The sequence below is a fragment of the Cellvibrio sp. pealriver genome, assembly GCF_001183545.1.
In the GTDB taxonomy this organism is placed as follows: domain Bacteria; phylum Pseudomonadota; class Gammaproteobacteria; order Pseudomonadales; family Cellvibrionaceae; genus Cellvibrio.
In genome coordinates, this window is record NZ_KQ236688.1 from 2,861,316 (window position 1) to 2,887,645 (window position 26,330).

The 26,330-nt window shown below is 47.6% G+C and carries 32 protein-coding genes; all 32 read right to left on the reverse strand.

Annotated elements, in window-relative coordinates:
• Positions 1-163: 163 nt before the first annotated feature.
• Positions 164-280, reverse strand: a complete 117-nt coding sequence (gene rpmJ / locus VC28_RS19580) for a 50S ribosomal protein L36 (protein WP_039912586.1) — start codon at positions 278-280, stop codon at positions 164-166.
• 26 nt (positions 281-306) lie between these two features.
• Positions 307-1,644, reverse strand: coding sequence for a preprotein translocase subunit SecY (gene secY / locus VC28_RS12295; protein ID WP_049630905.1), 1,338 nt, complete (start codon positions 1,642-1,644; stop codon positions 307-309).
• Between the two features lie 10 nt (positions 1,645-1,654).
• A complete protein-coding gene (gene rplO / locus VC28_RS12300) occupies positions 1,655-2,089 on the reverse strand; it encodes a 50S ribosomal protein L15 (RefSeq protein ID WP_049630906.1) in 435 nt (144 codons plus the stop codon).
• Position 2,090: 1 nt separating this feature from the next.
• Positions 2,091-2,276, reverse strand: a complete 186-nt coding sequence (gene rpmD, locus VC28_RS12305; protein WP_049630907.1) for a 50S ribosomal protein L30 — start codon at positions 2,274-2,276, stop codon at positions 2,091-2,093.
• A 35-nt stretch (positions 2,277-2,311) separates the two neighbouring features.
• On the reverse strand, positions 2,312-2,821 hold the full coding sequence (gene rpsE / locus VC28_RS12310; RefSeq protein WP_049630908.1) for a 30S ribosomal protein S5: 510 nt from the start codon (positions 2,819-2,821) through the stop codon (positions 2,312-2,314).
• Between the two features lie 9 nt (positions 2,822-2,830).
• The gene (gene rplR, locus VC28_RS12315) at positions 2,831-3,181 is read right to left on the reverse strand and encodes a 50S ribosomal protein L18 (protein WP_049630909.1); all 351 of its coding nucleotides are present in this window, start codon (positions 3,179-3,181) and stop codon (positions 2,831-2,833) included.
• Between the two features lie 9 nt (positions 3,182-3,190).
• The gene (gene rplF / locus VC28_RS12320) at positions 3,191-3,724 is read right to left on the reverse strand and encodes a 50S ribosomal protein L6 (RefSeq protein WP_049630910.1); all 534 of its coding nucleotides are present in this window, start codon (positions 3,722-3,724) and stop codon (positions 3,191-3,193) included.
• Positions 3,725-3,737: 13 nt separating this feature from the next.
• Positions 3,738-4,130, reverse strand: a complete 393-nt coding sequence (gene rpsH, locus VC28_RS12325) for a 30S ribosomal protein S8 (RefSeq protein WP_049630911.1) — start codon at positions 4,128-4,130, stop codon at positions 3,738-3,740.
• 30 nt (positions 4,131-4,160) lie between these two features.
• Positions 4,161-4,466, reverse strand: coding sequence for a 30S ribosomal protein S14 (gene rpsN, locus VC28_RS12330; RefSeq protein WP_049630912.1), 306 nt, complete (start codon positions 4,464-4,466; stop codon positions 4,161-4,163).
• A 9-nt stretch (positions 4,467-4,475) separates the two neighbouring features.
• On the reverse strand, positions 4,476-5,015 hold the full coding sequence (rplE, locus tag VC28_RS12335) for a 50S ribosomal protein L5 (protein WP_049630913.1): 540 nt from the start codon (positions 5,013-5,015) through the stop codon (positions 4,476-4,478).
• Between the two features lie 6 nt (positions 5,016-5,021).
• Positions 5,022-5,339 carry a 50S ribosomal protein L24 gene (gene rplX / locus VC28_RS12340; protein ID WP_049630914.1) on the reverse strand — a complete coding sequence of 106 codons (318 nt, stop codon included), beginning with the start codon at positions 5,337-5,339 and terminating at the stop codon, positions 5,022-5,024.
• A 36-nt stretch (positions 5,340-5,375) separates the two neighbouring features.
• On the reverse strand, positions 5,376-5,744 hold the full coding sequence (rplN, locus tag VC28_RS12345) for a 50S ribosomal protein L14 (protein WP_007644480.1): 369 nt from the start codon (positions 5,742-5,744) through the stop codon (positions 5,376-5,378).
• A gap of 39 nt (positions 5,745-5,783) precedes the next feature.
• Positions 5,784-6,050, reverse strand: coding sequence for a 30S ribosomal protein S17 (rpsQ, locus tag VC28_RS12350; RefSeq protein WP_049630915.1), 267 nt, complete (start codon positions 6,048-6,050; stop codon positions 5,784-5,786).
• 2 nt (positions 6,051-6,052) lie between these two features.
• On the reverse strand, positions 6,053-6,244 hold the full coding sequence (rpmC, locus tag VC28_RS12355) for a 50S ribosomal protein L29 (RefSeq protein ID WP_039912572.1): 192 nt from the start codon (positions 6,242-6,244) through the stop codon (positions 6,053-6,055).
• The gene (rplP, locus tag VC28_RS12360) at positions 6,244-6,657 is read right to left on the reverse strand and encodes a 50S ribosomal protein L16 (protein WP_049630916.1); all 414 of its coding nucleotides are present in this window, start codon (positions 6,655-6,657) and stop codon (positions 6,244-6,246) included. The genes rpmC and rplP overlap by 1 nt, the downstream gene beginning before the upstream one ends.
• 12 nt (positions 6,658-6,669) lie before the next feature.
• Positions 6,670-7,350, reverse strand: coding sequence for a 30S ribosomal protein S3 (gene rpsC / locus VC28_RS12365; protein WP_049630917.1), 681 nt, complete (start codon positions 7,348-7,350; stop codon positions 6,670-6,672).
• Positions 7,351-7,361: 11 nt separating this feature from the next.
• On the reverse strand, positions 7,362-7,694 hold the full coding sequence (gene rplV, locus VC28_RS12370) for a 50S ribosomal protein L22 (protein WP_039912569.1): 333 nt from the start codon (positions 7,692-7,694) through the stop codon (positions 7,362-7,364).
• Positions 7,695-7,706: 12 nt separating this feature from the next.
• A complete protein-coding gene (rpsS, locus tag VC28_RS12375) occupies positions 7,707-7,985 on the reverse strand; it encodes a 30S ribosomal protein S19 (RefSeq protein WP_049630918.1) in 279 nt (92 codons plus the stop codon).
• Positions 7,986-8,019: 34 nt separating this feature from the next.
• Entirely contained in the window at positions 8,020-8,847 is an 828-nt protein-coding gene (rplB, locus tag VC28_RS12380; RefSeq protein ID WP_049630919.1) for a 50S ribosomal protein L2, read from the reverse strand.
• 13 nt (positions 8,848-8,860) lie between these two features.
• Positions 8,861-9,157, reverse strand: a complete 297-nt coding sequence (rplW, locus tag VC28_RS12385; protein WP_049630920.1) for a 50S ribosomal protein L23 — start codon at positions 9,155-9,157, stop codon at positions 8,861-8,863.
• Entirely contained in the window at positions 9,154-9,768 is a 615-nt protein-coding gene (gene rplD / locus VC28_RS12390) for a 50S ribosomal protein L4 (RefSeq protein WP_049630921.1), read from the reverse strand. Before rplD ends, rplW begins: the two co-directional genes overlap by 4 nt.
• A gap of 20 nt (positions 9,769-9,788) precedes the next feature.
• Positions 9,789-10,433, reverse strand: a complete 645-nt coding sequence (gene rplC, locus VC28_RS12395) for a 50S ribosomal protein L3 (protein WP_049630922.1) — start codon at positions 10,431-10,433, stop codon at positions 9,789-9,791.
• A gap of 102 nt (positions 10,434-10,535) precedes the next feature.
• A complete protein-coding gene (rpsJ, locus tag VC28_RS12400; RefSeq protein WP_007644456.1) occupies positions 10,536-10,847 on the reverse strand; it encodes a 30S ribosomal protein S10 in 312 nt (103 codons plus the stop codon).
• A 197-nt stretch (positions 10,848-11,044) separates the two neighbouring features.
• On the reverse strand, positions 11,045-12,268 hold the full coding sequence (tuf, locus tag VC28_RS12405; protein ID WP_049630923.1) for an elongation factor Tu: 1,224 nt from the start codon (positions 12,266-12,268) through the stop codon (positions 11,045-11,047).
• A 32-nt stretch (positions 12,269-12,300) separates the two neighbouring features.
• On the reverse strand, positions 12,301-14,421 hold the full coding sequence (gene fusA, locus VC28_RS12410; RefSeq protein WP_049630924.1) for an elongation factor G: 2,121 nt from the start codon (positions 14,419-14,421) through the stop codon (positions 12,301-12,303).
• Between the two features lie 93 nt (positions 14,422-14,514).
• Entirely contained in the window at positions 14,515-14,985 is a 471-nt protein-coding gene (rpsG, locus tag VC28_RS12415) for a 30S ribosomal protein S7 (RefSeq protein WP_049630925.1), read from the reverse strand.
• Positions 14,986-15,120: 135 nt separating this feature from the next.
• Positions 15,121-15,492, reverse strand: a complete 372-nt coding sequence (gene rpsL / locus VC28_RS12420; RefSeq protein WP_049632376.1) for a 30S ribosomal protein S12 — start codon at positions 15,490-15,492, stop codon at positions 15,121-15,123.
• A 265-nt stretch (positions 15,493-15,757) separates the two neighbouring features.
• Positions 15,758-19,981 (reverse strand): DNA-directed RNA polymerase subunit beta', encoded by a 4,224-nt coding sequence (gene rpoC, locus VC28_RS12425; RefSeq protein WP_049630926.1) that lies wholly within the window; start codon positions 19,979-19,981, stop codon positions 15,758-15,760.
• A 107-nt stretch (positions 19,982-20,088) separates the two neighbouring features.
• Positions 20,089-24,174: a DNA-directed RNA polymerase subunit beta gene (gene rpoB / locus VC28_RS12430; protein ID WP_049632377.1), complete on the reverse strand. Its 4,086-nt coding sequence runs from the start codon at positions 24,172-24,174 to the stop codon at positions 20,089-20,091.
• 276 nt (positions 24,175-24,450) lie between these two features.
• A complete protein-coding gene (rplL, locus tag VC28_RS12435) occupies positions 24,451-24,819 on the reverse strand; it encodes a 50S ribosomal protein L7/L12 (protein WP_049630927.1) in 369 nt (122 codons plus the stop codon).
• Positions 24,820-24,887: 68 nt separating this feature from the next.
• Entirely contained in the window at positions 24,888-25,379 is a 492-nt protein-coding gene (gene rplJ / locus VC28_RS12440; protein WP_049630928.1) for a 50S ribosomal protein L10, read from the reverse strand.
• A gap of 255 nt (positions 25,380-25,634) precedes the next feature.
• Positions 25,635-26,330: a 50S ribosomal protein L1 gene (rplA, locus tag VC28_RS12445; protein WP_049630929.1), complete on the reverse strand. Its 696-nt coding sequence runs from the start codon at positions 26,328-26,330 to the stop codon at positions 25,635-25,637.

The following is a 26,330-nucleotide window of genomic DNA, read 5'->3' on the forward strand; positions in this document are numbered from 1 at the left end:
GCCCTGATCAAAAGGCGCGCAGAATAGCCGCTAATACACCATAAAGCAATAGCCAAGAATTTCTTACTTGACGACAGTCAACGCCCCCAGTTGCCAACTTAAACAAACACAAAAGAGAAGGCAGGCTACAAAAATAGCCTGCCTTCTTATTGGAAGTATTAAATTAGCCTTGACGCTGTTTGTGACGCGGCTCAACGTTGCAGATTACTCTCAAAACACCGTTTCGACGCACCATTTTGCAATTGCGACAAATCTTTTTAACAGAAGCACGAACTTTCATGATTCAACCCCGATCAATACTGCGGATTAGCGAGCGTTACCGCTGCCATATCCTTTCAAATTTGACTTCTTCATCAATGATTCATACTGATGAGACATCAAGTGAGCCTGAACCTGAGACATAAAATCCATTACCACTACCACAACAATCAGCAGTGAAGTTCCACCTAAATAAAATGGCACCCCAGTGGCAACTACAAGGAACTCAGGCAACAAGCAAACTGCCGACATATAGATAGCTCCAACTACAGTTAAGCGAGTCAGAACGCCATCAATATATTTAGCCGAATGCTCACCTGGACGAATGCCAGGAATATAAGCACCGGATTTTTTCAAGTTATCTGCAACTTCCTTCGGATTGAACATCAATGCTGTGTAAAAGAAGCAGAAGAACGTGATCAGACCTGCAAAAAATAAAATATACAACGGTTGCCCGGGGCCAATGTTGAGGGCAAGCTCTTGTAGCACCTCGCTTACCACACCCTCGCCACCTTGTCCAAACCACTGCGCAATTGATGCAGGAAACAATAATATGCTGCTAGCAAAAATCGCTGGAATAACACCTGCCATGTTAATTTTTAATGGGAGATGACTACTTTGAGCAGAGTAGCCTTGGCGTCCTTGTTGGCGCTTAGCATAATTAATAGTAATACGACGCTGACCACGCTCGATCCGCACCACAAACCAAATGACAGCTATAGCCAAGATAGTAACAATTAACAAAGCGATAATGTGTAAATCGCCCTGCCTTGCACTTTCAAACGCTTGACCTATCGCACTTGGGATGCCGGCGACAATTCCCGCAAAAATCAGCATAGAAATGCCGTTTCCTATTCCTCTTTCCGTTACTTGCTCACCGAGCCACATCATAAATACTGCGCCAGTAACTAGTGAAACTACCGCAATAAAATAATATGAAAAACCGGGTTCACCGCCAAAAGCATAGGATGAAAAACTTACCGCCATTGCAAGAGCTTGGACACTGGCCAATACCACCGTAAAATATCGAGTATATTGATTAATTTTACGACGACCGGCGTCACCTTCTTTTTTCAACTGCTCCAGTGAAGGAGTAACTGCCGTAAGCAACTGCATGATAATCGATGCAGAAATATAGGGCATGATACCTAAAGCAAGAATGCTCATCCGCTCCAGCGCACCACCTGAGAACATGTTAAACATGCCCAAAATAGTACCTTGATTCTGGTTAAACAGATTAGCAATTCTCTCTGGATCTAAACCCGGCACTGGGATGTGAGTGCCAATACGATAAATCACGATTGCCAAAAACAAAAAGCGAAGGCGAGCCCAAAGCTCGCCCAAGCCTCTTTGGTTTGCTAATGGCAGATTACCTGGAGTTGCCATTCGACCCTCGTTACTCTTCTACTGATCCGCCAGCGGCTTCAATCGCTGCTTTGGCACCTTTGCTTACAGAAAGGCCCTTTACAGTGACAGCTTTTTTCACTTCACCAGAAGCAAAAATTTTCGCACGCTTGATAACAGAGCTTATGAGTCCTGCTTGTTTTAGCGTTTCAATATCTACTATTGAACCCTCAACAGCATTTAACTCAGACAAGCGAATTTCTGCAGTTACCAAACCAATACGAGAGGTAAAACCATATTTAGGTAAACGAATATGCAAAGGCATTTGACCGCCTTCGAACCCTGGTCTTACCGTACCACCAGAACGAGATTTCAAACCTTTGTGACCACGACCAGCAGTTTTACCCAAACCGCTGCCGATACCACGACCGACACGCTTTTTGGCGTGCACTCGACCAGGCGCTGGACTTAGAGTATTCAGACGCATCTTATTCTCCCTCTACCTTAACAAGATAGTTGACAACATTGATCATGCCGCGAACTGAAGGAGTATCTTCAACTTCCACAGTGTGACCGATGCGACGTAAACCCAAGCCGCGAACGCAAGCTTTATGGTTCGCCAGACGATGAGCAGTGCTCTTGATCTGGGTCACTTTAATCATTTTCTTAGACATGGTGAATTCCGCCATCTAATAATCGAGACAATCGATTAATTCAGAATATCTTCAACACTTTTACCACGCTTGGCAGCAACGGCTTCAGGAGAAGTCATTTCTTTCAAGGCGTTGAAAGTGGCACGAACTACGTTGACAGGATTGGTAGAACCGTAACATTTAGAAAGAACGTTCTGAATGCCTGCAATTTCAAGAACAGCACGCATTGCACCGCCCGCAATTACACCAGTACCTTGAGAGGCTGGCTGCATATAAACCTTGGAAGCACCATGAACACCTTTTGTCGGATATTGAATGGTGTCACCATTCAAGTCGACAGTTATCATGTTACGACGCGCAGCTTCCATTGCTTTTTGAATCGCAATAGGAACTTCACGTGCTTTTCCACGGCCAAAACCTACTTTTCCATTACCATCGCCAACAACAGTTAACGCAGTAAATTGGAAGATACGACCACCTTTTACAGTTTTAGCAACACGATTAACTTGAACTAATTTTTCTTGCAAGCCTTCGTTGTTGTCTTCTTCTTTCTTAGCGTATGCCATATCTCACCTTTAGAATTCCAATCCGCCTTCACGTGCGGCATCAGCCAAAGCTTTCACACGACCGTGGTATTTGAAACCACTACGATCGAAAGCAACTTGAGTGACACCTGCTGCTTTTGCACGCTCAGCAATCAGAGCACCAACTGCTTTAGCAGCTTCAGCGTTACCAGTTTTACCACTGCGCAAATCTTTATCCAGAGTTGAGGCGCTTGCAAGAACGCGAGCGCCATCACCTGAAATCAGTTGTGCATAGATATGGCGTGGAGAACGGTGAATAGTAAGGCGCGCAGCACCCAATTCACGAATCTTGGCACGAGCACGACGTGCACGGCGAAGACGAGTTTGTTTCTTATCGCTCATATCTTAGCCCTACTTCTTCTTAGCTTCTTTACGCAGTACATTTTCATCCGCATAGCGAACACCTTTACCTTTATATGGCTCTGGTTCACGGAATGCACGGATTTCAGCGGCAACCTGACCAAGCAATTGCTTGTCAGCACCTTTCAGTACTATTTCAGTCTGGCTTGGGGTTTCTACCGATACACCTTGCGGAAGCGCATAGTTAACGGGATGAGACAAACCCAAAGACAGGTTTACAGTATTGCCTTCAGCTTTAACACGATAACCAACACCAACCAAAGTGAGTTTTTTCTCAAAGCCTTGGCTAACGCCTTTTACCATATTATTGACTAGCGCACGGGTGGTGCCTGCTAGCGCATCTGACTGCTTGGCACCATCACGCGGAGCAAAAGTTAATACATTGTTTTCATGTTTAACTTCTACACTTGCGTGGACTTGCAGCGCCAATGTACCTTTGCTGCCTTTAACAGACAAATCTTGTCCGTTAAGAGTGATAGTCACTGCAGCGGGCACTTCAACCGGACTTTTTGCAACTCGTGACATGACGATTTCCCAATTAGAATACTGTGCAGAGGACTTCACCACCCACGCCAGCAGCGCGAGCAGCACGATCAGTCATTACACCTTTACTGGTAGAGACAATAGCAATACCCAAACCACCGCGAACGGAAGGTAATGCAGTTTTACCAGCATAATTACGCAAACCAGGGCGGCTTACGCGGTCAAGCTCAACAATTACTGGCTTGCCCTCAAAATATTTCAGCTCAACAGTCAGTTCTTGCTTGGCGCCTTCACTTACTGAATAACCGTTAATATAACCTTCATCAGAAAGTACTTTAGCAACGCTTACTTTCAGCTTTGAAGAAGGCATGGTTACAGATGCTTTACCTACATTTTGCGCATTGCGAATGCGGGTCAGCATATCTGCCATCGGATCTTGCATGCTCATCAGATTCTGCTCCTAAAATTAAGCCGAGGCTTACCAGCTGGCCTTAACCAGACCGGGGACATCACCACGCATGGCCGCTTCACGCAACTTGTGACGGCACAAGCCGAATTTGCGGTAAACACCGTGCGGGCGACCAGTCACGCGGCAGCGGTTACGCTGACGTGAAGCGCTGGCATCACGAGGCATTTTTTGCAGCTTGATTTGCGCTTCCCATACTTGCTCTTCAGAAGATGAAGGGCTAACAATGATAGCTTTCAATTCTGCACGCTTGGCAGCAAATTTTTTAACGGTTTCTGCACGTTTAACTTCGCGTGCAATCATAGATTTTTTAGCCATGACGTCACCTTAACCTTTGAAAGGGAAGTTAAATGCTTTCAACAATGCACGACCTTCTTCGTCAGTACGGGCAGTAGTGGTGATACAGATATCCAAACCACGTAAACGATCTACTTTGTCGTAGTCGATTTCAGGAAAGATAATTTGTTCAGTTACGCCCATAGAGAAATTACCGCGACCATCAAATTGCTTAGGACTAATACCGCGAAAATCGCGGATACGAGGGATAGCAATAGTGATCAAACGATCAAGAAATTCGTACATACGATCTGAGCGCAGAGTTACTTTGCAACCAATTGGCCAACCATCACGAATTTTAAAGCCCGCGATTGATTTACGCGCATTGGTAACAACCACTTTCTGACCAGCAATTTTCACCAGATCATTTACAGCGTTTTCAAGAATTTTCTTGTCGCCAGTAGCTTCACCTACACCCATATTCAAGGTGATTTTGGTAATACGTGGAACTTCCATCACGTTTGCCAAACCCAATTCTTCTTTGAGTTTTGGAGCGATTTCTTTCACGTAAAGTTGTTTTAACCTAGCCATGTTTCATTACGCTCCCAGGGTTTCGCCATTGGATTTGAAAACACGAACCTTGTCGCCATTTTCAAGCACTTTGAAACCAACGCGGTCAGCTTTCTTGGTTGCTGGATTATAGATAGCAACATTAGAAGCGTGAATCGCAGCTTCTTTTTCAACGATTCCACCAGCAACACCCAATTGTGGGTTTGGCTTTTGGTGTTTCTTGATCATGTTAACGCCGCTAACAATCAAACGATCTTCAGCCAATACGCGCACTACTTTGCCGCGCTTGCCCTTATCACGTCCGGCGATAACAATCACTTCGTCATCACGTTTAATTTTACGCATTTATCTGCCCTCGACTCTTTGACTTGACTTAGCGCCTTACAGCACTTCTGGAGCCAAAGAAATGATTTTCATAAATTTCTCGCCGCGCAACTCACGAGTTACCGGTCCGAAAATACGGGTACCAATCGGAGCATCTTGGTTGTTCAGCAGTACGGCAGCATTATCGTCAAACTTGATTAATGAACCGTCTTGACGACGCACGCCTTTTTTGGTGCGTACAACAACTGCCTTCATTACTTGGCCTTTTTTCACCTTACCGCGAGGAATTGCTTCCTTAACGGTCACCTTGATGATGTCACCCACGGCTGCATAGCGACGGTGGGAACCGCCAAGAACCTTGATGCACATGACACGGCGGGCACCGCTGTTGTCAGCAACATCTAAGTAGCTTTCTGTTTGAATCATCGTCCGTCTCCGAAACTGACTTACAAGAACGCGGAAGTTTTAGACTTCGGAAGCGCGCTCTTCAATTTTTACTAAAGACCAGGTCTTGGTTTTTGACAGAGGACGGGACTCAGAAACAGTCACTATGTCACCTATCTTGCACTCATTATTTTCATCGTGGGCGTGAAGCTTGGATGATTTGGTTGAGTATTTGCCATAAAGCTCGTGCTTAACACGACGCTCAATCAACACGGTGATGGTTTTATCCATCTTGTCGCTGACAACTTTGCCAGTCAGTGTACGAGCCACTTTAGTTTCTTGAGTCATCGTTACTTACCTGCCTTTTGACTAAGCGCCGTTTTGATGCGAGCGATGTCTTTACGAACTTGCGATAACAAGTGCGATTGGTTCAATTGGCCAGTAGAAGCTTGCATACGCAATTTGAACTGTTCTTTCAATTGTTCCAACAAGACGCCATTCAGCTCTTCGACGGATTTTTCGCGGAGTTCTGAAGCTTTCATCACATCACCGAACGTTTAACAAATGTTGTTGTAATTGGCAATTTAGCTGCAGCAAGTGCGAAGGCTTCACGAGCTAGCTGCTCACTAACGCCATCCATCTCATAGAGAACCTTGCCTGGGCGAATTTGCGCTACCCAGTATTCCACACCACCTTTACCGCTACCCATACGAACCTCGAGTGGCTTAGCTGTAATCGGCTTATCAGGGAACACACGGATCCAGATTTTACCGCCACGCTTAACATGACGAGTCATCGCACGACGTGCTGCCTCAATTTGACGCGCAGTAATGCGACCGCGACCAGTTGCTTTCAAGCCAAAATCACCAAAGCTAACCTTGGAGCCACGCTGGGCCAAGCCGCGATTGCGGCCTTTCATCTGCTTGCGAAACTTTGTACGCTTAGGTTGTAACATGATGCGTACCCCTTACTTGGACTTAGCGGTTTTTTTCTTGGACGCGTTTTCGGTCTCAGCAACATCACCGATTACTTCGCCTTTGAAAATCCACACTTTCACACCAATGATACCGTAGGTGGTACTCGCTTCTGCAGTTGCATAGTCGATGTCTGCACGCAGAGTGTGCAGAGGTACACGACCTTCGCGATACCATTCACTACGAGCGATCTCAGCACCACCCAAGCGGCCACCCACTTGGATTTTGATGCCTTCAGCACCTTGACGCATAGCGTTTTGCACTGCGCGCTTCATAGCGCGACGGAACATTACACGGCGCTCAAGTTGCTGAGCCACGCCTTGTGCCACTAAAGCTGCATCCAAATCGGGCTTGCGAATCTCTTCAATATTAATATGAACAGGCACGCCCATTTGTTTGCTGACTTCAGCGCGCAACTTATCAACATCTTCACCTTTTTTACCGATCACGATACCCGGACGAGCAGTGTGAATAGTAATGCGCGCAGTATTAGCGGGGCGCTCAATATCAACGCGGCTAACTGACGCACTAGCAAGTTTGTCCTGAATGTACGAACGCACTTTCAAGTCAATGTTGAGTTTGTCTGCGTACTCGGTGCCATCGGCATACCAGATAGAGGTATGTTTTTTGATGATCCCAAGACGAATACCGTTTGGATGTACTTTCTGACCCATAACGCGCTCTCTTACTTATCGGCTACTTTAACGGTGATGTGACAAGTGCGTTTGGTAATACGATCAGCACGGCCTTTGGCACGTGGTTTAATGCGCTTCAGGCTTACACCCTCATCCACAAAAATCGTTTTTACTTTCAACTCATCAACATCAGCGCCTTCGTTATGCTCAGCATTTGCAATTGCAGATTCGAGCACTTTCTTGATAATCGCTGCACCTTTTTTTGTACTAAATGCAAGAATATCAAGCGCGTCTTCAACGCCTTTACCGCGAATTTGATCGGCAACCAAACGCGCTTTTTGCGCCGACAGACGAGCACCGCTTAATTTTGCTGCTACTTCCATCGTATACCTCGATTAGCGTTTTTTCGCTTTCTTATCAGCGGCATGGCCACGATAAGTGCGGGTTGCTGCAAATTCGCCAAGCTTATGGCCAACCATTTCTTCGTTAACCAGAACCGGAACATGCTGACGCCCGTTGTGCACAGCCAAGGTTAAACCCACCATTTCCGGCATGATCATGGAACGGCGAGACCAAGTCTTGATTGGACGACGATCATTGCTCGCGATCGCGGACTCGACCTTCTTAATCAGGTGAAGGTCGATGAAAGGACCTTTTTTCAGTGAACGTGGCACTGTCTCTTCCTCTATTCAGCTGTTAAGTCGGCGCTTATTTCTTATCGCGACGACGAACAATCATGTTATCGGTGCGCTTGTTACTGCGCGTTTTGTACCCCTTGGTTGGAATACCCCATGGCGACACTGGATGACGACCTCCAGAGGTACGACCCTCACCACCACCCATAGGGTGATCGACCGGGTTCATTGCAACACCGCGAACAGTAGGACGAATGCCTAACCAACGCTTGGCTCCAGCCTTACCCAACGAACGCAGATTGTGCTCATTGTTGGAAACCTCTCCAAGCGTTGCACGACAATCACTCAAGACTTTGCGCATTTCACCACTGCGCAGACGCAGAGTTGCATAAGCACCATCACGTGCGACCAATTGAGCAGAAGCACCGGCTGAGCGAGCGATTTGCGCGCCTTTACCTGGCTTCAACTCAACACAGTGAATCACACTACCCAACGGGATGTTACGTATTGGCAAGGTATTGCCAGGCTTAATTGCCGCAGCATTACCCGACTCAATTTTGTCACCAGCACTCAAGCCTTTTGGTGCGATGATGTAGCGACGCTCGCCATCTGCATAACAAACGAGAGCAATGTAAGCAGTCCGATTTGGATCGTATTCAATGCGCTCTACTGTTGCAGGGATACCATCTTTGTTACGACGGAAATCGACCACACGATAATGCTGCTTATGACCACCACCAATATGACGGGTAGTAATACGACCAGCGTTATTGCGACCACCTGACTTGGACTTTTTATCCAACAGTGGAGCAAAAGGGTCACCCTTATACAGATCCGGATTGACGACTTTAACTACAAAGCGGCGACCAGGAGAGGTTGGTTTACATTTTACAATTGGCATATCAACGTTCCCCTTACTCAGCTACCGCAAAGTCGATTTCTTGACCTTGCTCAAGACGCACATACGCTTTTTTCCAATCGGATCTTTTACCGATTCCGTAGCGAGTACGCTTGGTTTTGCCTTTGACGTTCAGCACACGCACAGATTCAACTTTTGCATTGAACAGCGCCTGAACTGCGGCTTTAATTTCCATCTTATTAGCGTCAGCCAATACTTTGAAAACCACTTGATTACCAGTCTCACCGGCTGCTGCTGACTTCTCAGACACCACAGGACCTAGCAACACTTTATAAATGCGTTCTTGGTTCATCCCAGGATCTCCTCAAATTTTTTCAGAGCAGGAACTGTAACTACAACTTTGTCAAAACCGATCAGACTTACAGGGTCAACACCCTGAACATCAATCACACCAACCTTATAAAGGTTACGCGATGCAAGAAATAAATTTTCACTCATTTCCTCAGTAATGATCAAAGCATCAGTTAAATTAAACTGAGCCAGCTTTTGAACTAATGATTTAGTTTTTGGAGCATCAACATCGAAACTCTCAACCACAATCAAACGCTCCTGACGATTCAATTCAGACAGGATGCACTGCAATGCAGCGCGATACATTTTCTTGTTAAGCTTTTGTTCGAAGTTACGTGGCTTAGCAGCAAATGTTGCACCACCGCCACGCCAGATTGGACTGCGGATAGTACCAGCACGTGCGCGACCTGTACCCTTTTGACGCCAAGGCTTTTTGCCACCACCAGACACTTCAGCGCGAGTCTTTTGCGCCTTAGTACCCTGACGAGCACCAGCCATATAGGCAACAACGGTTTGGTGAACCAGGTCTTGATTAAACTCTCTACCGAAGGCAACTTCAGATACAGAAACTGTACCCTGGGCACCACCGGGACTAACAATTTTTAATTCCATGGTCGATTCCCCTCGGATACTTAAGCGTTAGTGCGCGCTTTAACAGCGGGACGCACAATAACATCGCCACCTGGAGCACCAGGAATTGCACCCTTAACAAGAAGCAGATTGCGCTCAGCATCGACACGAACGATCTCAAGGTTTTGAACGGTTACGCGCTCAGCACCCAAATGACCGGCCATTTTCTTACCTTTGAATACGCGACCTGGAGATTGACACTGGCCTATAGAACCCAGTACACGGTGCGAACGGGAGTTACCGTGAGTCGCATCCTGCATACCGAAATTCCAGCGCTTAATACCGCCAGCAAAACCTTTACCTTTAGATGTGCCAGTAACATCAATTATTTGACCTGCAGAGAAAGCCTCAACAGTAATTGTTGCACCAACTTCGAAAGCTTCTTGAGCTTCGTTACGCAACTCCCAAACACCACGACCTGCTTCAACATTCGCTTTAGCAAAGTGGCCAGCTTCGGATTTGGTAACACGGGAGGAACGACGAGAACCAACAGTAACCTGCACAGCAGAATAACCATCAGCCTCTACGCTTTTAACCTGAGTCACGCGATTAGGCTCTACCTCAATCACTGAAACAGGGATGGAAACACCATCATCGGTAAATACACGAGTCATACCGCTTTTGCGGCCGACAATACCAATCGTCATTTTACTAACCTCTTAGTGTACGGGGCTTTTACCCGCTATGGCCGCCCATTTCAGAGCGTTACACAGTCCGGCCGCACATGCGCCCGAACATTAAACATTTACTTAGCCGAGACTAATTTGAACTTCAACACCAGCAGCCAAATCAAGCTTCATAAGTGCATCAACAGTTTTTTCAGTAGGCTCAACAATATCCAGCAAACGCTTGTGTGTACGAATCTCGTATTGATCACGCGCATCTTTATTTACGTGCGGAGAAATCAATACAGTGAAGCGCTCTTTACGAGTCGGCAGCGGAATCGGACCGCGCACTTGAGCACCTGTACGCTTTGCTGTTTCAACGATCTCTTGGGTAGAGGCGTCAATTAGCTTGTGATCAAAAGCCTTCAGGCGAATTCTAATGCGTTGATTCTGCATGTGAACCAAACTCCAATTGTTTGTTTAAAGAACTTCCAGTGCGCTGGGAAAAATCACCCCGGCAAAAGGAGGCGCAATTCTAAGGGCGAGTTGTTGACCTGTCAACAAATAAACAATAATTATTGCTTTTGCACGCCCCAGCCCCAACAAATAAAAAGGCGAGCCGTTCAGCTCGCCTTTTTATGAGACCACATTAATTACTGAATGATTTTGGCAACAACACCAGCACCAACAGTACGACCACCTTCACGGATAGCAAAACGCAGACCGTCTTCCATCGCGATTGGGTGAATCAGGGTAACAACCATCTTAATGTTGTCGCCCGGCATAACCATTTCAACGCCTTCCGGCAACTCTACCGCACCCGTTACATCAGTAGTACGGAAGTAGAACTGTGGACGATAACCTTTGAAGAACGGAGTATGACGACCACCTTCTTCTTTGGACAGAACATACACTTCAGATTCAAACTTGGTGTGCGGCGTTACAGAGTTTGGCTTACACAATACTTGGCCACGCTCAACTTCATCACGCTTGGTACCGCGCAACAGAACACCAACGTTCTCACCAGCACGACCTTCGTCGAGCAACTTGCGGAACATCTCAACACCAGTACAGGTAGTTTTAACGGTGTCTTTCAGACCAACGATGGCGATTTCCTCACCAACCTTAACAATACCGCGCTCTACACGACCAGTTACCACAGTACCGCGACCAGAGATAGAGAACACATCTTCTACCGGCATCAGGAATGGCTGATCAATTGCACGCACAGGCTCTGGGATGTATGCATCCAGAGACTCAACCAATTTACGAACAGCAGAAGTGCCCAGTTCGTTATCGTCTTGACCGTTAAGAGCCATCAACGCAGAGCCAGCAATGATTGGAGTATCATCACCTGGGAAGTCATAGGTAGACAGAAGCTCACGCAACTCCATCTCCACCAACTCCAGCATTTCGTTGTATTCATCGGTACCTACGCCGCCGCAGTCTTCCGCCAGCAGGTCAGCTTTGTTCAGGAATACTACGATGTAAGGTACACCAACCTGACGAGACAGCAGGATGTGCTCACGGGTTTGCGGCATTGGACCATCGGTCGCACCACACACCAGAATCGCGCCATCCATCTGAGCAGCACCGGTAATCATGTTTTTCACATAATCGGCGTGACCTGGACAGTCTACGTGCGCATAGTGGCGAATGGGTGAATCATATTCAACGTGAGAGGTATTAATAGTAATACCACGCGCCTTTTCTTCCGGTGCCTTATCGATGCCATCAAAGGCAACCGCTTCACCGCCCCAGCTTTCTGCACACACCTTGGTCAAGGCTGCAGTCAGAGTGGTTTTACCGTGGTCAACGTGACCAATGGTGCCCACGTTGACGTGGGGCTTGTTACGTTCAAACTTTTCTTTAGCCACTTTTCTATTCCTCCAAAAGATGAAATATCAAACTATTCGTAATCTCGGATCATTTTGCCCTTTGCAATAATCTCTTCAGCGACATTGCGTGAGGCCTCCTGATACTTCAGGAATTCCATGGTGTAGGTTGCACGCCCTTGGGTTGCTGAGCGCAACGAGGTCGCATAACCAAACATTTCCGCCAGCGGGACTTCAGCATTCACGACCTTGCCGCTCACGCTTTCATCCATACCGAGGATCATGCCACGGCGACGATTTAAATCACCAACGACATCACCCATGTTTTCTTCCGGGGTAACCACTTCTACTTTCATGATGGGCTCAAGCAGAACCGCACCACCCTGCTGGGCCAGCTTCTTGGTCGCCATAGACGCCGCGATTTTAAACGCCATTTCTGACGAGTCAACGTCGTGGTAAGAACCATCAAAGACAGTCGCCTTCAGACCAAGCAGAGGGTAGCCAGCCAAAACGCCATTTTGCATTTGTTCAGCAATACCCTTCTGGATAGCAGGTACATATTCTTTGGGGACAACACCACCAACGATTTCGTTTACAAACTCAAGGCCTTCAGCATTTTCATCCGCACCTGGCTCGAAACGAATCCAACAGTGACCATACTGACCACGGCCACCAGATTGACGAACAAACTTGCCCTCAATCTCACACTTGTTGCGAATAGCTTCACGATAAGCAACTTGCGGCTTACCGATATTTGCATCAACACCAAACTCTCGACGCATACGATCAACAATAATGTCCAGGTGCAATTCACCCATGCCACCAATGATCGTCTGACCCGTCTCTTCATCAGTTTTAACACGAAAGGATGGATCCTCCTGAGCCAATTTACTCAGAGCAACCCCCATCTTCTCTTGGTCAGCCTTAGTTTTTGGCTCAACCGCCACATGAATTACCGGCTCAGGAAAATCCATACGTTCAAGAACAATAATATTATTCTGATCACACAGAGTATCCCCTGTAGTGACATCTTTCAGGCCAATAACAGCAGCAATATCACCAGCCAAAACCTCTTTAATTTCAGAGCGCTGATTAGCGTGCATCTGCACCATACGCCCAACACGCTCCCTACGCCCCTTGACAGAGTTGTAGACAGCATCCCCGGAGCTCAGCATGCCCGAGTACACACGAATAAAAGTCAAACTTCCAACAAAGGGATCGGTCGCAATCTTAAATGCCAACGCAGAAAAAGGATCGTCGTCGTTGGCATGACGCTCAGCAACAGTCGCCCCATCCTCAAGAACCCCTTCAATCGCCTTTACTTCAGTAGGCGACGGAAGATATTCAATTACAGCATCCAGCATGGCCTGGACACCCTTGTTTTTAAAAGCAGACCCTCCGATAACCGGAACAATTTCGCCCGCCAACGTGCGAGCACGGATACCAGCCTTGATTTCTGCCTCAGTTAACTCCTCACCACCAAGGTACTTTTCCATCAGTTCATCAGAAGACTCTGCAGCAGCTTCAACCAGTTGTTCACGCATACTTTCGCACTGAGCCAACATACCAGCAGGTATAGTCTCATATTCGAAAGTCATCCCCTGATCAGCCTCATTCCAGAGGATAGCCTGCATCTTCACAAGATCGACAACCCCCTTGAATTCATCCTCGGCGCCAATCGTCATTTGCAAAGGAACAGGATTTGCCCCCAAACGAGCCTTAAGCTGCTCAACAACACGCAGGTAATTAGCCCCCGTGCGATCCATTTTATTAACAAACACAATTCGCGGCACTTCATATTTGTTAGCTTGCCGCCATACAGTTTCAGTTTGAGGCTGAACACCGGAGGAGCCACAAAGCACCACAACAGCTCCATCGAGTACGCGCAAAGAGCGCTCCACCTCAATAGTAAAATCTACGTGCCCGGGAGTATCAATAACGTTGACGCGATGCTCTTCGAACTGGCCGGCCATACCTTTCCAGAAAGTAGTGATGGCAGCAGAGGTAATAGTTATACCACGCTCCTGCTCCTGCACCATCCAATCTGTGGTGGCAGCGCCATCATGCACTTCGCCGAGCTTATGCGACAAACCGGTATAAAAAAGAACGCGCTCAGTGGTGGTGGTTTTACCAGCATCCACATGCGCACAAATACCAATGTTGCGGTAGCGTGCTATGGGAGTTTTACGTGCCACGGCTGTGCTTCCTCAATCATGAATTCTTCAAAAAAGGCAAAGGCAGCCTTGCTGCCTTTGACCTTCACCCAGATAAATCGAAGCCATTTTCGCTTAGAAGCGGAAATGAGAGAACGCCTTGTTCGCTTCAGCCATACGGTGCACGTCTTCACGCTTTTTCACCGCTGCGCCTTTACCTTGAGCAGCATCCATCAACTCACCTGCCAAACGAGCCGGCATGGACTTTTCACCGCGCTTGCGCGAGTAATCCACCAACCAACGCATTGCCAAAGCTGTGCGACGTGACGCACGAACCTCAACCGGCACTTGATAAGTAGCACCACCCACACGGCGAGACTTAACCTCAACCAATGGAGCGATGTTTTCGAGAGCCTCAGAGAAAACCTCTAAAGGGTCGCGATTCAATTTGGTTTTAACAATATCCATAGCGCCATAAATAATGCGTTCCGCTACAGATTTTTTACCACTGATCATCACGTGGTTCATGAATTTCGCCAGAGTCACGTTACCGAATTTTGGATCCGGCAGCGTTTCGCGCTTGGCGACGACACGTCTTCTTGGCATTTTAAATAGCCTCTCTTCAGGAATTTCCCAAGACAACTCTATAAACCCTATTGTTTATAGCTTGCTTGGCCTTACTCGGTAGTAAACCGAAAACTTCAACAACCTAATCAAGCGGCGGATAACATCCGCCAACCATTACTTAGGACGTTTCGCACCGTACTTAGAGCGACCCTGTCTACGCTTGGCAACACCGGAAGTATCCAATGAACCGCGTACAGTGTGGTAACGCACACCTGGCAAGTCTTTAACACGACCGCCACGAATCAGCACCACACTGTGCTCTTGCAGGTTATGGCCTTCACCGCCTATATACGAGGTCACTTCAAAGCCATTGGTCAAACGAACGCGGCACACTTTACGCAATGCTGAGTTTGGCTTTTTAGGGGTAGTCGTATACACGCGAGTGCAAACACCGCGTCTTTGCGGGTTACCTTGCAGAGCTGGAACGTCACTCTTGTCTACGATGGGTTTTCTTGGCTTACGAATCAATTGATTGATCGTTGGCATGAAAACAAACTCCATAGATATACGCCTTCATCACGAAGGCAGGTTTAAGAAAGCGGTTTATAACAAATAGATCCGCTTCCCACTTGGGTAAAAGTGGGGGGCGCATTGTAAAGATGCTCCCCCCCACCGTCAAGGCAAAACCCGCTTATTTAATAGCCTCGCCGAGCGACAAAGACTGATAAAAAAGCAAGGCTGGGGATACCAGCCTTGCTCGGGATTTGCAGCGGGCGAGAAACTCGCCCGCACCTCAGCATTTCATCAAGAATTAGTTAATGCTTGATTTCAACGCTTCGGTTAATGCCGCTTCAACATCTTCAGCACTTACACCAATATCCTGGTTCGCTGCCTCTTCACGGCGACGCTTGCGGTCTGAGTGATATGCCAAACCAGTACCAGCAGGAATCAAGCGACCAACAACAACGTTTTCTTTCAAACCACGCAGCGCATCTTTCTTACCGGTTACAGCTGCTTCGGTCAGTACACGGGTAGTCTCTTGGAACGATGCCGCAGAAATAAACGATTCAGTTGCCAGAGACGCTTTGGTAATGCCCAGCAATTGACGCTCATAGTTGGCGGGCTGACGACCCTCTGCGCGCAACTTTTCGTTCTCTTCGAGCAACTGGTTGTATTCAACCTGCTCACCTTTCACGAAAGTAGAGTCGCCCATGGTGGTGATTTCCACCTTGCGAAGCATTTGACGAACGATAGTCTCAATATGCTTATCGTTAATCTTTACGCCTTGCAGGCGGTAAACATCCTGGATTTCGTTGGTGATGTAACGCGACAAAGCCTCCACACCCTGCAAACGCAAAATGTCATGAGGATTGCTTGGACCGTCAGACACAACCTCGCCTTTGGCAACCATTTCACCCTCGAACACCGTTAGCTGGCGATGTTTTGGAATCAGCACTTCATAATGGGTTGAACCATCATCCAATACCTGACCATCAGTTGGGGTAATGATCAAACGGCGCTTGCCTTTAGTCTCTTTACCGAAACTCACAGTGCCGCTGATTTCCGCCAGGATTGACGGCTCTTTCGGGCGACGGGCTTCAAACAAGTCAGCAACGCGCGGCAGACCACCGGTGATGTCACGGGTTTTGGAGCCTTCTTGTGGGATACGCGCAATAATGTCGCCCACGTTAATGATGTCGCCGTTGTTGATGCTCAAAATTGCTTTGGCTGGCAACATGTAGTGCGCTGGCACATTGGTGTTTGCCAAGAACAGCTCCTTACCTTTTGCATCTACAAGTGTTACCGCTGGACGCAAATCTTTCCCTGCTGATGGGCGCTCGGCAGGATCGAGAATCTCGATAGAGCTCAAGCCAGTCAGCTCGTCGGTTTGACGACGGATAGAGAGGCCGTCTTCCATACCCGAAAATGCAACAGTACCTGCCACTTCCGATACGATAGGGTGAGTATGCGGGTCCCATTTGGCAATGATTTGGCCGCCTTTTACTGCTTCGCCATCTTTAACAGTGATCAATGCACCGTAAGGAATTTTGTAACGCTCACGCTCACGGCCACTGCTATCAGCAATCGCCAATTCACCTGAACGGGATACCGCAACCAGATTGCCCGCCGGGTTGCTAACAACCTTCACGTTCAACAGACGCACAGTACCTTCTTGTTTAACTTGCACGCTATCTGCTGCAGACGCTCGCGATGCCGCACCACCGATGTGGAAGGTACGCATGGTCAACTGGGTACCAGGTTCACCGATTGACTGGGCAGCGATCACACCAACCGCTTCGCCCACGTTAACGCGATGACCACGAGCCAGGTCACGGCCGTAACACATGGAGCAGATACCGCTGCGGGCTTCACAGGTAATAGGCGAGCGAACCAATACTTCGTCGATACCCATTGCTTCAACACGTTCAACCCAAGCTTCATCGATCATGGTGCCAGCAGGAACCAGGATTTCATCAGTGCCAGGACGGATAACGTCGCGCGCAATAATACGACCGAGGATACGATCCCCCAGAGATTCGATTACGTCACCGCCTTCGATTACCGGTGACATCGTTAAGCCTTCATCGGTACCACAGTCGATAGCAGTCACTACCAGATCTTGCGCAACGTCAACCAAACGACGGGTCAAGTAACCGGAGTTCGCAGTCTTCAAAGCGGTATCCGCCAAACCTTTACGCGCACCGTGGGTCGAGATGAAGTACTGAAGAACGTTCAGACCTTCACGGAAATTCGCTTTAATTGGGGTCTCGATGATCGAGCCATCCGGACGCGCCATCAAACCACGCATACCGGCTAACTGACGGATCTGAGCGGGCGAACCACGCGCACCCGAGTCGGCATACATAAATACGGAGTTGAATGATGGCTGCAATTCTTCAACGCCATCGCGATTGATAACGGCTTCTTTGGAAATACCTTCCATCATCGATTTGGCAACCAAATCGTTAGCACGCGACCAAATATCGATAACCTTGTTGTATTTCTCGCCTTGAGTCACAAGGCCAGATGCATATTGAGTTTCGATTTCTTTTACTTCCGCATCTGCACGCGCAATGATTTCCGCCTTTGCAGCAGGGATAGTGAAGTCGTTAACACCAATAGATGAGCCCGACTTGGTAGAGAAGTCATACCCCATATACATCAAACGGTCAGCAAAAATAACTGTCGCTTTCAAACCAACTACGCGGTAGCAGTAGTTGATTGCGGCAGAAATCGCCTTCTTGACCATTGGGCGGTTGATCATTTCCAGCGGCATGCCAGGTGGGCAAATTTCCCACAGCAATACACGACCAACAGTAGTGCTGACCAGCTTCACGGTAGTGGTTTTCTCACCTTCTTCGCCAATCAAAGTTTCACTCAAACGCACTTTGATGCGCGCTTGCAGGTCAACTTGTTTGGAGTAATAAGCGCGCGACACCTCTGCCGGATCAGCAAATACCATGTTTTCGCCTTTGGCGTTTACACGGTCACGGGTCATCCAGTACAAGCCCAATACCACGTCTTGCGACGGAACGATAATTGGCTCACCTGACGCTGGCGAAAGGATGTTATTGGTAGACATCATCAATGCACGGGCTTCCAACTGAGCCTCAATCGTCAGCGGAACGTGAACTGCCATCTGATCGCCGTCGAAGTCTGCGTTATATGCAGAACAGACGAGCGGGTGCAGTTGGATTGCTTTACCTTCAATCAATACTGGCTCAAACGCCTGGATACCAAGACGGTGAAGTGTTGGTGCACGGTTCAGAAGCACCGGATGCTCGCGGATTACTTCGTCGAGGATATCCCACACGACAGCTTCTTCGCGCTCAACCATTTTCTTGGCGGCTTTAATCGTTGTTGCTAGACCACGCAATTCGAGCTTGCTGAAAATAAATGGCTTGAACAATTCCAGAGCCATTTTCTTCGGCAGACCGCACTGGTGCAAACGCAGGGTTGGACCTACCACGATCACCGAACGACCGGAGTAATCCACGCGCTTACCGAGCAGGTTCTGACGGAAACGACCTTGCTTACCTTTGATCATGTCAGCCAAAGACTTCAGCGGACGCTTGTTTGAACCGGTGATCGCACGACCGCGACGACCGTTATCCAACAAGGCATCTACCGCTTCTTGCAGCATACGCTTTTCGTTGCGCACGATAATGTCTGGCGCATTCAGATCCAACAAACGCTTCAAGCGGTTGTTACGGTTAATAACGCGACGATACAAGTCATTCAGGTCGGAAGTCGCGAAACGACCGCCATCCAATGGAACCAATGGACGCAAATCTGGCGGCAACACCGGCAGCACTTCCATCACCATCCACTCAGGCTTGTTGCCAGAGAAAAAGAACGCTTCCAGTAGTTTCAGACGCTTGGAGTATTTCTTGATTTTGGTTTCACTGGTGGTATTTGGAATTTCTTCGCGCAGGCGTTGAATTTCCGATTCCAAATCGATAGCACGCATTAAAGTTTGAATTGCTTCAGCACCCATTTGCGCTTCGAATTCGTCACCGAACTCTTCCATTGCTTCGAAGTATTGCTCATCAGAGAGCAACTGACCGCGCTCCAGTGTAGTCATGCCAGGTTCGGTCACTACATAGCTTTCAAAATACAGCACACGCTCGATATCACGCAGCGTCATATCCAGCAACAAACCGATACGGGACGGCAGTGATTTCAGGAACCAAATATGCGCAACCGGGCTTGCCAGCTCAATGTGACCCATGCGCTCACGACGCACTTTAGCCAGAGTCACTTCAACGCCACACTTCTCACAGATAATGCCGCGGTGCTTCATGCGCTTGTACTTGCCGCACAAGCATTCATAATCTTTTACTGGGCCAAATATCTTGGCACAGAACAGACCTTCACGCTCTGGCTTGAAGGTACGGTAGTTAATAGTCTCTGGCTTTTTTACTTCGCCAAATGACCATGAACGAATCATTTCAGGTGATGCCAAGCTAATACGAATAGAGTCGAACTCATCGACTTGTCCCTGGGACTTGAGCAAATTCAGTAAGTCTTTCAAGGCGCTTTCTCCTGTTGGCTCCGGGGGAGCTTTCATTAAACTTCAAGGCAAATTCTTGGGTGGTTCCGGGTCAATGCCAGCTCCGTGGAGCTGGCATTTGCTGAGCATTACTCGTCTTGCTCAAGCTCAATATTGATACCCAGAGAGCGGATTTCCTTAACAAGTACGTTAAAGGATTCGGGCATGCCCGGCTCCATACGATGGTCGCCATCAACGATGTTTTTATACATCTTGGTACGACCCGCAACGTCATCCGACTTAACTGTAAGCATTTCTTGCAAGGTGTAAGCTGCACCGTATGCTTCCAGTGCCCACACTTCCATCTCACCGAAACGCTGACCACCAAATTGTGCTTTACCGCCAAGAGGCTGCTGGGTAACCAGACTATATGAACCGGTTGAACGAGCATGCATTTTGTCGTCAACCAAGTGGTTCAACTTCAGCATGTACATATACCCAACTGTTACCGGGCGTGTAAATTGATCGCCCGTACGACCATCATAGAGAATGGTCTGACCTGAATCAGACAGCCCGGCCAAACGTAACAGCGCCTTGATTTCATGCTCTTTCGCGCCATCAAACACCGGCGTTGCCATAGGCACACCGTCAACCAGATTTTTCGCCAGATCCAGAATTTCTTTATCAGAGAAAGAAGACAGATCTTCTTTAGCAGCAACATCACCGGTTTTGTTGTAAATTTCTTCCAACAGAGCACGAATGTCCGCAACAGCTTTTTGCTCCTGCAGCATTTTGTTGATCTTCACACCCAAACCTTTAGCAGCCATACCCAAGTGCATTTCCAACACCTGTCCCACGTTCATACGTGAAGGTACGCCGAGCGGGTTAAGAACGATATCAACAGTTTCGCCGTTTTCGTCGTAAGGCATGTCTTCGATCGGCATAATTACCGAGATAACACCCTTGTTTCCGTGACGACCAGCCATCTTGTCGCCAGGTTGGATACGGCGCTTGATTGCAAGATAAACCTTAACAATTTTGAGAACGCCGGGAGCCAGGTCATCACCAGTAGACAGCTTGCGCTTCTTGTCTTCGAATCTTTCGTCAAGAATCTTGCGACGCTCTGCCAGCTGTTCTTCCGCGCGATCGATTTGCTCATTGAGCACCTCTTCGTTCATGCGCAGCTTGAACCATTGGTCTTTTTCCAGGCCATCCAAAATTTCGTGAGTCATGGCTTCGCCTTTCTTCACGTTTTTACCGGATGCTACAACTTGGCCAACCAAAGCAGCACGCAAACGCTCGAAAGTAGCGGCCTCAACAATACGATATTCTTCGTTGAGATCTTTGCGGACTTCATCCAACTGCGCTTTTTCAATTTCCAGACTGCGTTGATCTTTTTCCAGACCATCACGAGTGAAAACCTGAACATCAATAACGGTCCCTTTGGTGCTTGAAGGTACACGCAATGAAGTGTCTTTAACATCAGAGGCTTTTTCACCGAAGATCGCACGCAATAGCTTTTCTTCTGGAGTCAGCTGGGTTTCACCTTTTGGCGTTACCTTACCAACCAAAATATCGCCACCAACAACTTCAGCACCGATGTAAACAATACCGGACTCATCCAGTTTGCTCAGGGCGCTTTCACCTACGTTTGGAATATCCGCAGTGATTTCTTCGCTGCCCAACTTGGTGTCACGCGCGATACAGGTTAATTCCTGGATGTGAATGGTAGTGAAGCGATCCTCCTGTACAACGCGCTCAGAAACGAGAATCGAGTCTTCGAAGTTGTAACCATTCCACGGCATGAATGCGATACGCATGTTTTGGCCAAGTGCCAATTCACCCATATCAACAGATGGACCGTCGGCCAAAATGTCGCCGCGAGAAACCACATCACCCATGCTTACGATTGGACGTTGGTTAATACAGGTGTTTTGGTTGGAGCGGGTGTATTTGATAAGGTTGTAAATATCTACACCGGCATCGCCAGCTTGCACTTCTGCATCGTGAACTTTTACTACGATACGACCAGCATCAACGCTGTCGATTACACCGCCGCGCTTGGCAACCACACATACGCCTGAGTCAGCAGCAACATTGCGCTCCATACCAGTACCAACCAGTGGCTTTTGCGAGCGCAGGGTTGGAACAGCTTGACGCTGCATGTTTGATCCCATCAATGCACGGTTCGCATCGTCGTGCTCAAGGAATGGAATCAGCGAAGCTGCAACTGATACAACCTGACGAGCCGATACGTCCATATACTGAACTTCAGCTGCAGGCTTAAGGGCAAATTCATTTAAGTGACGAACAGAAACTAACTCTTCAGTTAGGTTGCCATTGTCATCCAGCGTTGCAGATGCCTGTGCAATAACGTATTCAGATTCATTAATTGCTGACAGGAAATCGATTTCGCTGGTTACCTTGCCGTTAATTACTTTGCGATACGGGCTCTCAAGGAAACCGTAGTTGTTAGTACGCGCATAGGTTGCCAGAGAGTTGATCAAACCAATGTTTGGCCCCTCAGGCGTTTCAATTGGACATACACGACCATAGTGAGTCGGGTGTACGTCACGCACTTCGAAGCCTGCGCGCTCACGAGTCAAGCCACCTGGGCCAAGTGCAGAAACACGACGCTTGTGCGTAATTTCAGAAAGCGGGTTGTTTTGATCCATGAACTGGGACAACTGAGAAGAACCGAAGAATTCTTTCACTGCCGCAGCAACAGGCTTTGCGTTAATCAGATCCTGCGGCATCAGACCTTCGCTTTCTGCCATGGACAAACGCTCTTTCACCGCACGCTCAACGCGCACCAAACCAACGCGGAATTGGTTTTCTGCCATTTCACCAACAGAGCGAACACGACGGTTACCCAAGTGATCGATATCATCCACAACGCCTTTACCGTTACGGATAGAAATCAGAGTCTTCATCACATCAACGATATCGTCGTTAGACAAAGTACCTTCGCCAGTTTCGGCTTCGCGACCAAGGCGACGGTTGAACTTCATACGACCTACAGCTGATAAGTCGTAACGCTCTTGCGAGAAGAATAAATTCTGGAACAACGCTTCTGCTGATTCTTTGGTTGGCGGTTCGCCAGGACGCATCATGCGATAAATTTCTACCAACGCTTCCAATGCAGTGCGGGTTGGATCAACACGCAACGTCTCAGAAATGAACGGACCACAGTCCAATTCGTTGGTATACAGGGTCTCTACTTTTTCAACGCCAGCAGCAGCAATTTTGTTCAGTACGTCAGCAGTAATTTCTGTATTACATTCAAATAGCAATTCGCCTGTACGCGTATCGATAATATCTTTTGCTAAAGAACGCCCCAACAGATATTCAGAAGGAACATCCATTTGGTTGACGTTAGCTTTTTCCAGTTGGCGAATGTGGCGCGCAGTAATACGACGACCTTCTTCAACAATAATGTTGCCTTTATCATCCTTAATATCAAAAGTAGCAACATCACCACGCAAGCGCGACGGAACCACTTCATAACTAAATTGACCATCTTTACCTACGATAAAAGTACTGGTCTCAAAGAACATGCTCAACATTTCTTGTGAGCTAAAGCCCAACGCACGCAATAAAATCGTTGCTGGCAGTTTACGACGGCGATCAATACGCACGTACAACAAATCTTTTGGATCGAATTCAAAATCCAACCATGAGCCACGGTAAGGAATAATACGTGCAGAATAAAGCAGCTTACCTGACGAGTGGGTTTTACCCTTGTCATGATCGAAGAACACACCAGGTGAACGATGCAACTGGGAAACGATTACACGCTCAGTACCATTGATTACAAAAGTACCGTTATCTGTCATGAGTGGAATTTCACCCATGTAAACTTCCTGTTCCTTAATATCTTTAATCGCTTTATTAGATGACTCGCGATCATAAATAATCAAGCGCACTTTAACGCGCAAAGGCACAGCGTAGGTTACACCGCGCAAAATACATTCGTTTACATCAAATGCAGCTTTCCCGAGGTTGTAGCTCACATATTCGAGAGCAGCGTTACCTGAATAGCTGACGATTGGAAAAACGGAACGAAAAGCAGCATGCAATCCCATATCATCGCGTTTATTGGGAGCAGTCTCTGCTTGAGTAAACTTTCTGTAGGAATCTAACTGAATCGCCAAGAGGTAAGGTACATCCATTACGTGAGGCAGTTTGCCAAAATCCTTGCGGATACGTTTTTTCTCAGTATATGAGTAAGCCATCTGTATTCCCCAGCTTGTTCGCGGATCGGGCTTGATCGCAGCCATGAAAACGCCTAGGCGTTTCTTTGTGTAAAACCACTAACTCAACAATGTGTTCGCTTAGTCGTAATACTTCATTACGATAATTACATCCTGCAGCGCCCAACAAATATTTGTTTGTTGGCAATTCCTGAAGCTATCAGTTAATCATTCTGAAAACAGAAAAAGGCTGGCGGGCAAATACCCACCAGCCTTGCGTCCAAACTGATAATGGACTCTGGAGCACCAAGAATAAAATTATTTCAATTCTACGATAGCGCCAGCTTCTTCCAGTTTTGCTTTTGCAGCGTCAGCATCAGCTTTAGATACACCTTCTTTAACAGCTTTTGGTGCACCTTCAACCAAGTCTTTAGCTTCTTTCAAGCCCAGACCGGTCAACTCGCGAACAGCTTTAATTACGTTCACTTTCTTATCACCAGCAGATGACAACATTACTGTGAATTCTGTTTGCTCTTCTGCGGCAGCAGCAGCAGGACCTGCAGCAACAGCAACGGCGGCAGCAGCGCTAACACCAAATTTTTCTTCCATTGCAGAAACCAGCTCTACTACATCTTTAACAGACATTTCTGCGATGGCATTGATGATATCTTCTTTAGTCAGAGACATGACTCAATTCCTATTTTGGGAGAGCATTTATGCTCAAAAAATCGTTAATTAAGCGGCTATCGAAATGATTAAGCAGCTTGTTCTTTTTGATCGCGAACGGCCGCAATAGTGCGAACCAGTTTGCCAGCAGCTGCTTCTTTCATTGTACGCAGCAGGCGAGCTACAGCTTCGTCGTAAGTTGGCAAAGTAGCCAGCATAGCGATGTTCACTTTCTCACCTTCAAAGGCGGCAGCTTTCAGTTCAAACTTATCGTTTTCACGAGCGAAATCCTGCAGAATGCGTGCACCTGCACCTGGATGTTCATTCGAGAAAGCAAGCAAGGTTGGACCTACGAAACTGTCAGCAAGACATTCGTAAGCTGTGCCCTGTACAGCGCGGCGAGCCAAAGTGTTGCGGACGATTTTTACCCAAACGCCAGCTTCACGGGCCTGCTTACGCAGAGCGGTCATTTTTCCTACAGTTACGCCGCGAGAATCGGCAACCACTGCAGACAACGCACTCTTAGCAACTTCATGGACTTCAGCGACAATCGCCTTTTTACCTTCAAGTCCTAGTGCCACGGGATTTCTCCTGTTGAGATAGACATAATCTATCGTTGTCTTCATCTTCATCGTTATCTAATTAAATAATTTGATACCAATGAAGCCATCATTTGGTGATGTCATTCAGAATTTTAAAAATACTGAAAAGGGTCTCACCATCTGCGTAGGCGCGCAGCATTAAGTTTCAAGAAAGACTTCTCTTAACACCTACGGTCTTTGACGGCCCGCCATGTATTACAGCAAGCGGACCCCAAAGTTTTTTGCATCCGCAATTTAAATTGCAAGAGATGCTTGATCGATTACCAAACCTGGCCCCATTGTAGTGCTCAAGCAAATCTTTTTCAGATATATGCCTTTAGACGTTGCAGGTTTGGCTTTTTTCAAATCATTCACTAATGCTTCCAAGTTTTCTTTGATCGCCACGGCATCAAAAGAAATCTTACCCAAGCCGCCATGAACAATACCGCCTTTTTCTGCGCGATAACGCACCTGGCCAGCTTTAGCATTTTTAACAGCAGTAACTACATCAGGGGTCACAGTGCCGGTTTTCGGGTTTGGCATTAATCCGCGAGGACCAAGCACCTGCCCCAGTTGGCCTACGACACGCATTGCATCTGGGCTCGCGATTACAACATCAAAATCCATTTTGCCGGCCTTGATTTCGGCTGCAAGCTCATCCATACCAACAAACTCAGCACCAGCTGCTTTCGCAGCTTCAGCATTAGCACCCTGAGTAAACACCGCCACGCGAACTGACTTACCGTTACCATGAGGAAGGGTAGTAGCACCGCGAACGGATTGATCAGATTTACGAGGATCAATGCCCAAACTGATAGCAACATCTACAGTTTCAGCAAATTTCACATTAGAAAGCTCTTTCAACAATGCAACGGCATCATCAATTGAATATTGCTTTGTGGAATCTACTTTCTCATTGATAGCACGTTGACGCTTGGTAATTTTTGCCAT

Bases quoted from the DNA above. Each gene is read 5' to 3' on its own strand.
- rplE (WP_049630913.1), bottom strand. From the start codon at position 5,015: ATGGCTAGGTTAAAACAACTTTACGTGAAAGAAATCGCTCCAAAACTC.
- rpsG (WP_049630925.1), bottom strand. From the start codon at position 14,985: ATGCCAAGAAGACGTGTCGTCGCCAAGCGCGAAACGCTGCCGGATCCA.
- rplF (WP_049630910.1), bottom strand. From the start codon at position 3,724: ATGTCACGAGTTGCAAAAAGTCCGGTTGAAGTGCCCGCTGCAGTGACT.
- rpsL (WP_049632376.1), bottom strand. From the start codon at position 15,492: ATGCCAACGATCAATCAATTGATTCGTAAGCCAAGAAAACCCATCGTA.
- rplW (WP_049630920.1), bottom strand. From the start codon at position 9,157: ATGAACCAAGAACGCATTTATAAAGTGTTGCTAGGTCCTGTGGTGTCT.
- rplL (WP_049630927.1), bottom strand. From the start codon at position 24,819: ATGTCTCTGACTAAAGAAGATATCATCAATGCCATCGCAGAAATGTCT.
- rpoB (WP_049632377.1), bottom strand. From the start codon at position 24,174: ATGGCTTACTCATATACTGAGAAAAAACGTATCCGCAAGGATTTTGGC.
- rplC (WP_049630922.1), bottom strand. From the start codon at position 10,433: ATGACGATTGGTATTGTCGGCCGCAAAAGCGGTATGACTCGTGTATTT.
- rpsC (WP_049630917.1), bottom strand. From the start codon at position 7,350: ATGGGTCAGAAAGTACATCCAAACGGTATTCGTCTTGGGATCATCAAA.
- rplR (WP_049630909.1), bottom strand. From the start codon at position 3,181: ATGAGCGATAAGAAACAAACTCGTCTTCGCCGTGCACGTCGTGCTCGT.
- rpmC (WP_039912572.1), bottom strand. From the start codon at position 6,244: ATGAAAGCTTCAGAACTCCGCGAAAAATCCGTCGAAGAGCTGAATGGC.
- rplN (WP_007644480.1), bottom strand. From the start codon at position 5,744: ATGATTCAAACAGAAAGCTACTTAGATGTTGCTGACAACAGCGGTGCC.
- rpmJ (WP_039912586.1), bottom strand. From the start codon at position 280: ATGAAAGTTCGTGCTTCTGTTAAAAAGATTTGTCGCAATTGCAAAATG.
- rplA (WP_049630929.1), bottom strand. From the start codon at position 26,330: ATGGCAAAAATTACCAAGCGTCAACGTGCTATCAATGAGAAAGTAGAT.
- rplX (WP_049630914.1), bottom strand. From the start codon at position 5,339: ATGCGTAAAATTAAACGTGATGACGAAGTGATTGTTATCGCCGGACGT.
- rpsE (WP_049630908.1), bottom strand. From the start codon at position 2,821: ATGGCATACGCTAAGAAAGAAGAAGACAACAACGAAGGCTTGCAAGAA.
- rplD (WP_049630921.1), bottom strand. From the start codon at position 9,768: ATGGAATTAAAAATTGTTAGTCCCGGTGGTGCCCAGGGTACAGTTTCT.
- rplO (WP_049630906.1), bottom strand. From the start codon at position 2,089: ATGCGTCTGAATACTCTAAGTCCAGCGCCTGGTCGAGTGCACGCCAAA.
- rpsJ (WP_007644456.1), bottom strand. From the start codon at position 10,847: ATGCAGAATCAACGCATTAGAATTCGCCTGAAGGCTTTTGATCACAAG.
- rplV (WP_039912569.1), bottom strand. From the start codon at position 7,694: ATGGAAGTAGCAGCAAAATTAAGCGGTGCTCGTCTGTCGGCGCAAAAA.
- rpsQ (WP_049630915.1), bottom strand. From the start codon at position 6,050: ATGACTCAAGAAACTAAAGTGGCTCGTACACTGACTGGCAAAGTTGTC.
- secY (WP_049630905.1), bottom strand. From the start codon at position 1,644: ATGGCAACTCCAGGTAATCTGCCATTAGCAAACCAAAGAGGCTTGGGC.
- rplB (WP_049630919.1), bottom strand. From the start codon at position 8,847: ATGCCAATTGTAAAATGTAAACCAACCTCTCCTGGTCGCCGCTTTGTA.
- rpsN (WP_049630912.1), bottom strand. From the start codon at position 4,466: ATGGCTAAAAAATCTATGATTGCACGCGAAGTTAAACGTGCAGAAACC.
- rpmD (WP_049630907.1), bottom strand. From the start codon at position 2,276: ATGTCTAAGAAAATGATTAAAGTGACCCAGATCAAGAGCACTGCTCAT.
- rpsH (WP_049630911.1), bottom strand. From the start codon at position 4,130: ATGAGCATGCAAGATCCGATGGCAGATATGCTGACCCGCATTCGCAAT.
- rplP (WP_049630916.1), bottom strand. From the start codon at position 6,657: ATGTTACAACCTAAGCGTACAAAGTTTCGCAAGCAGATGAAAGGCCGC.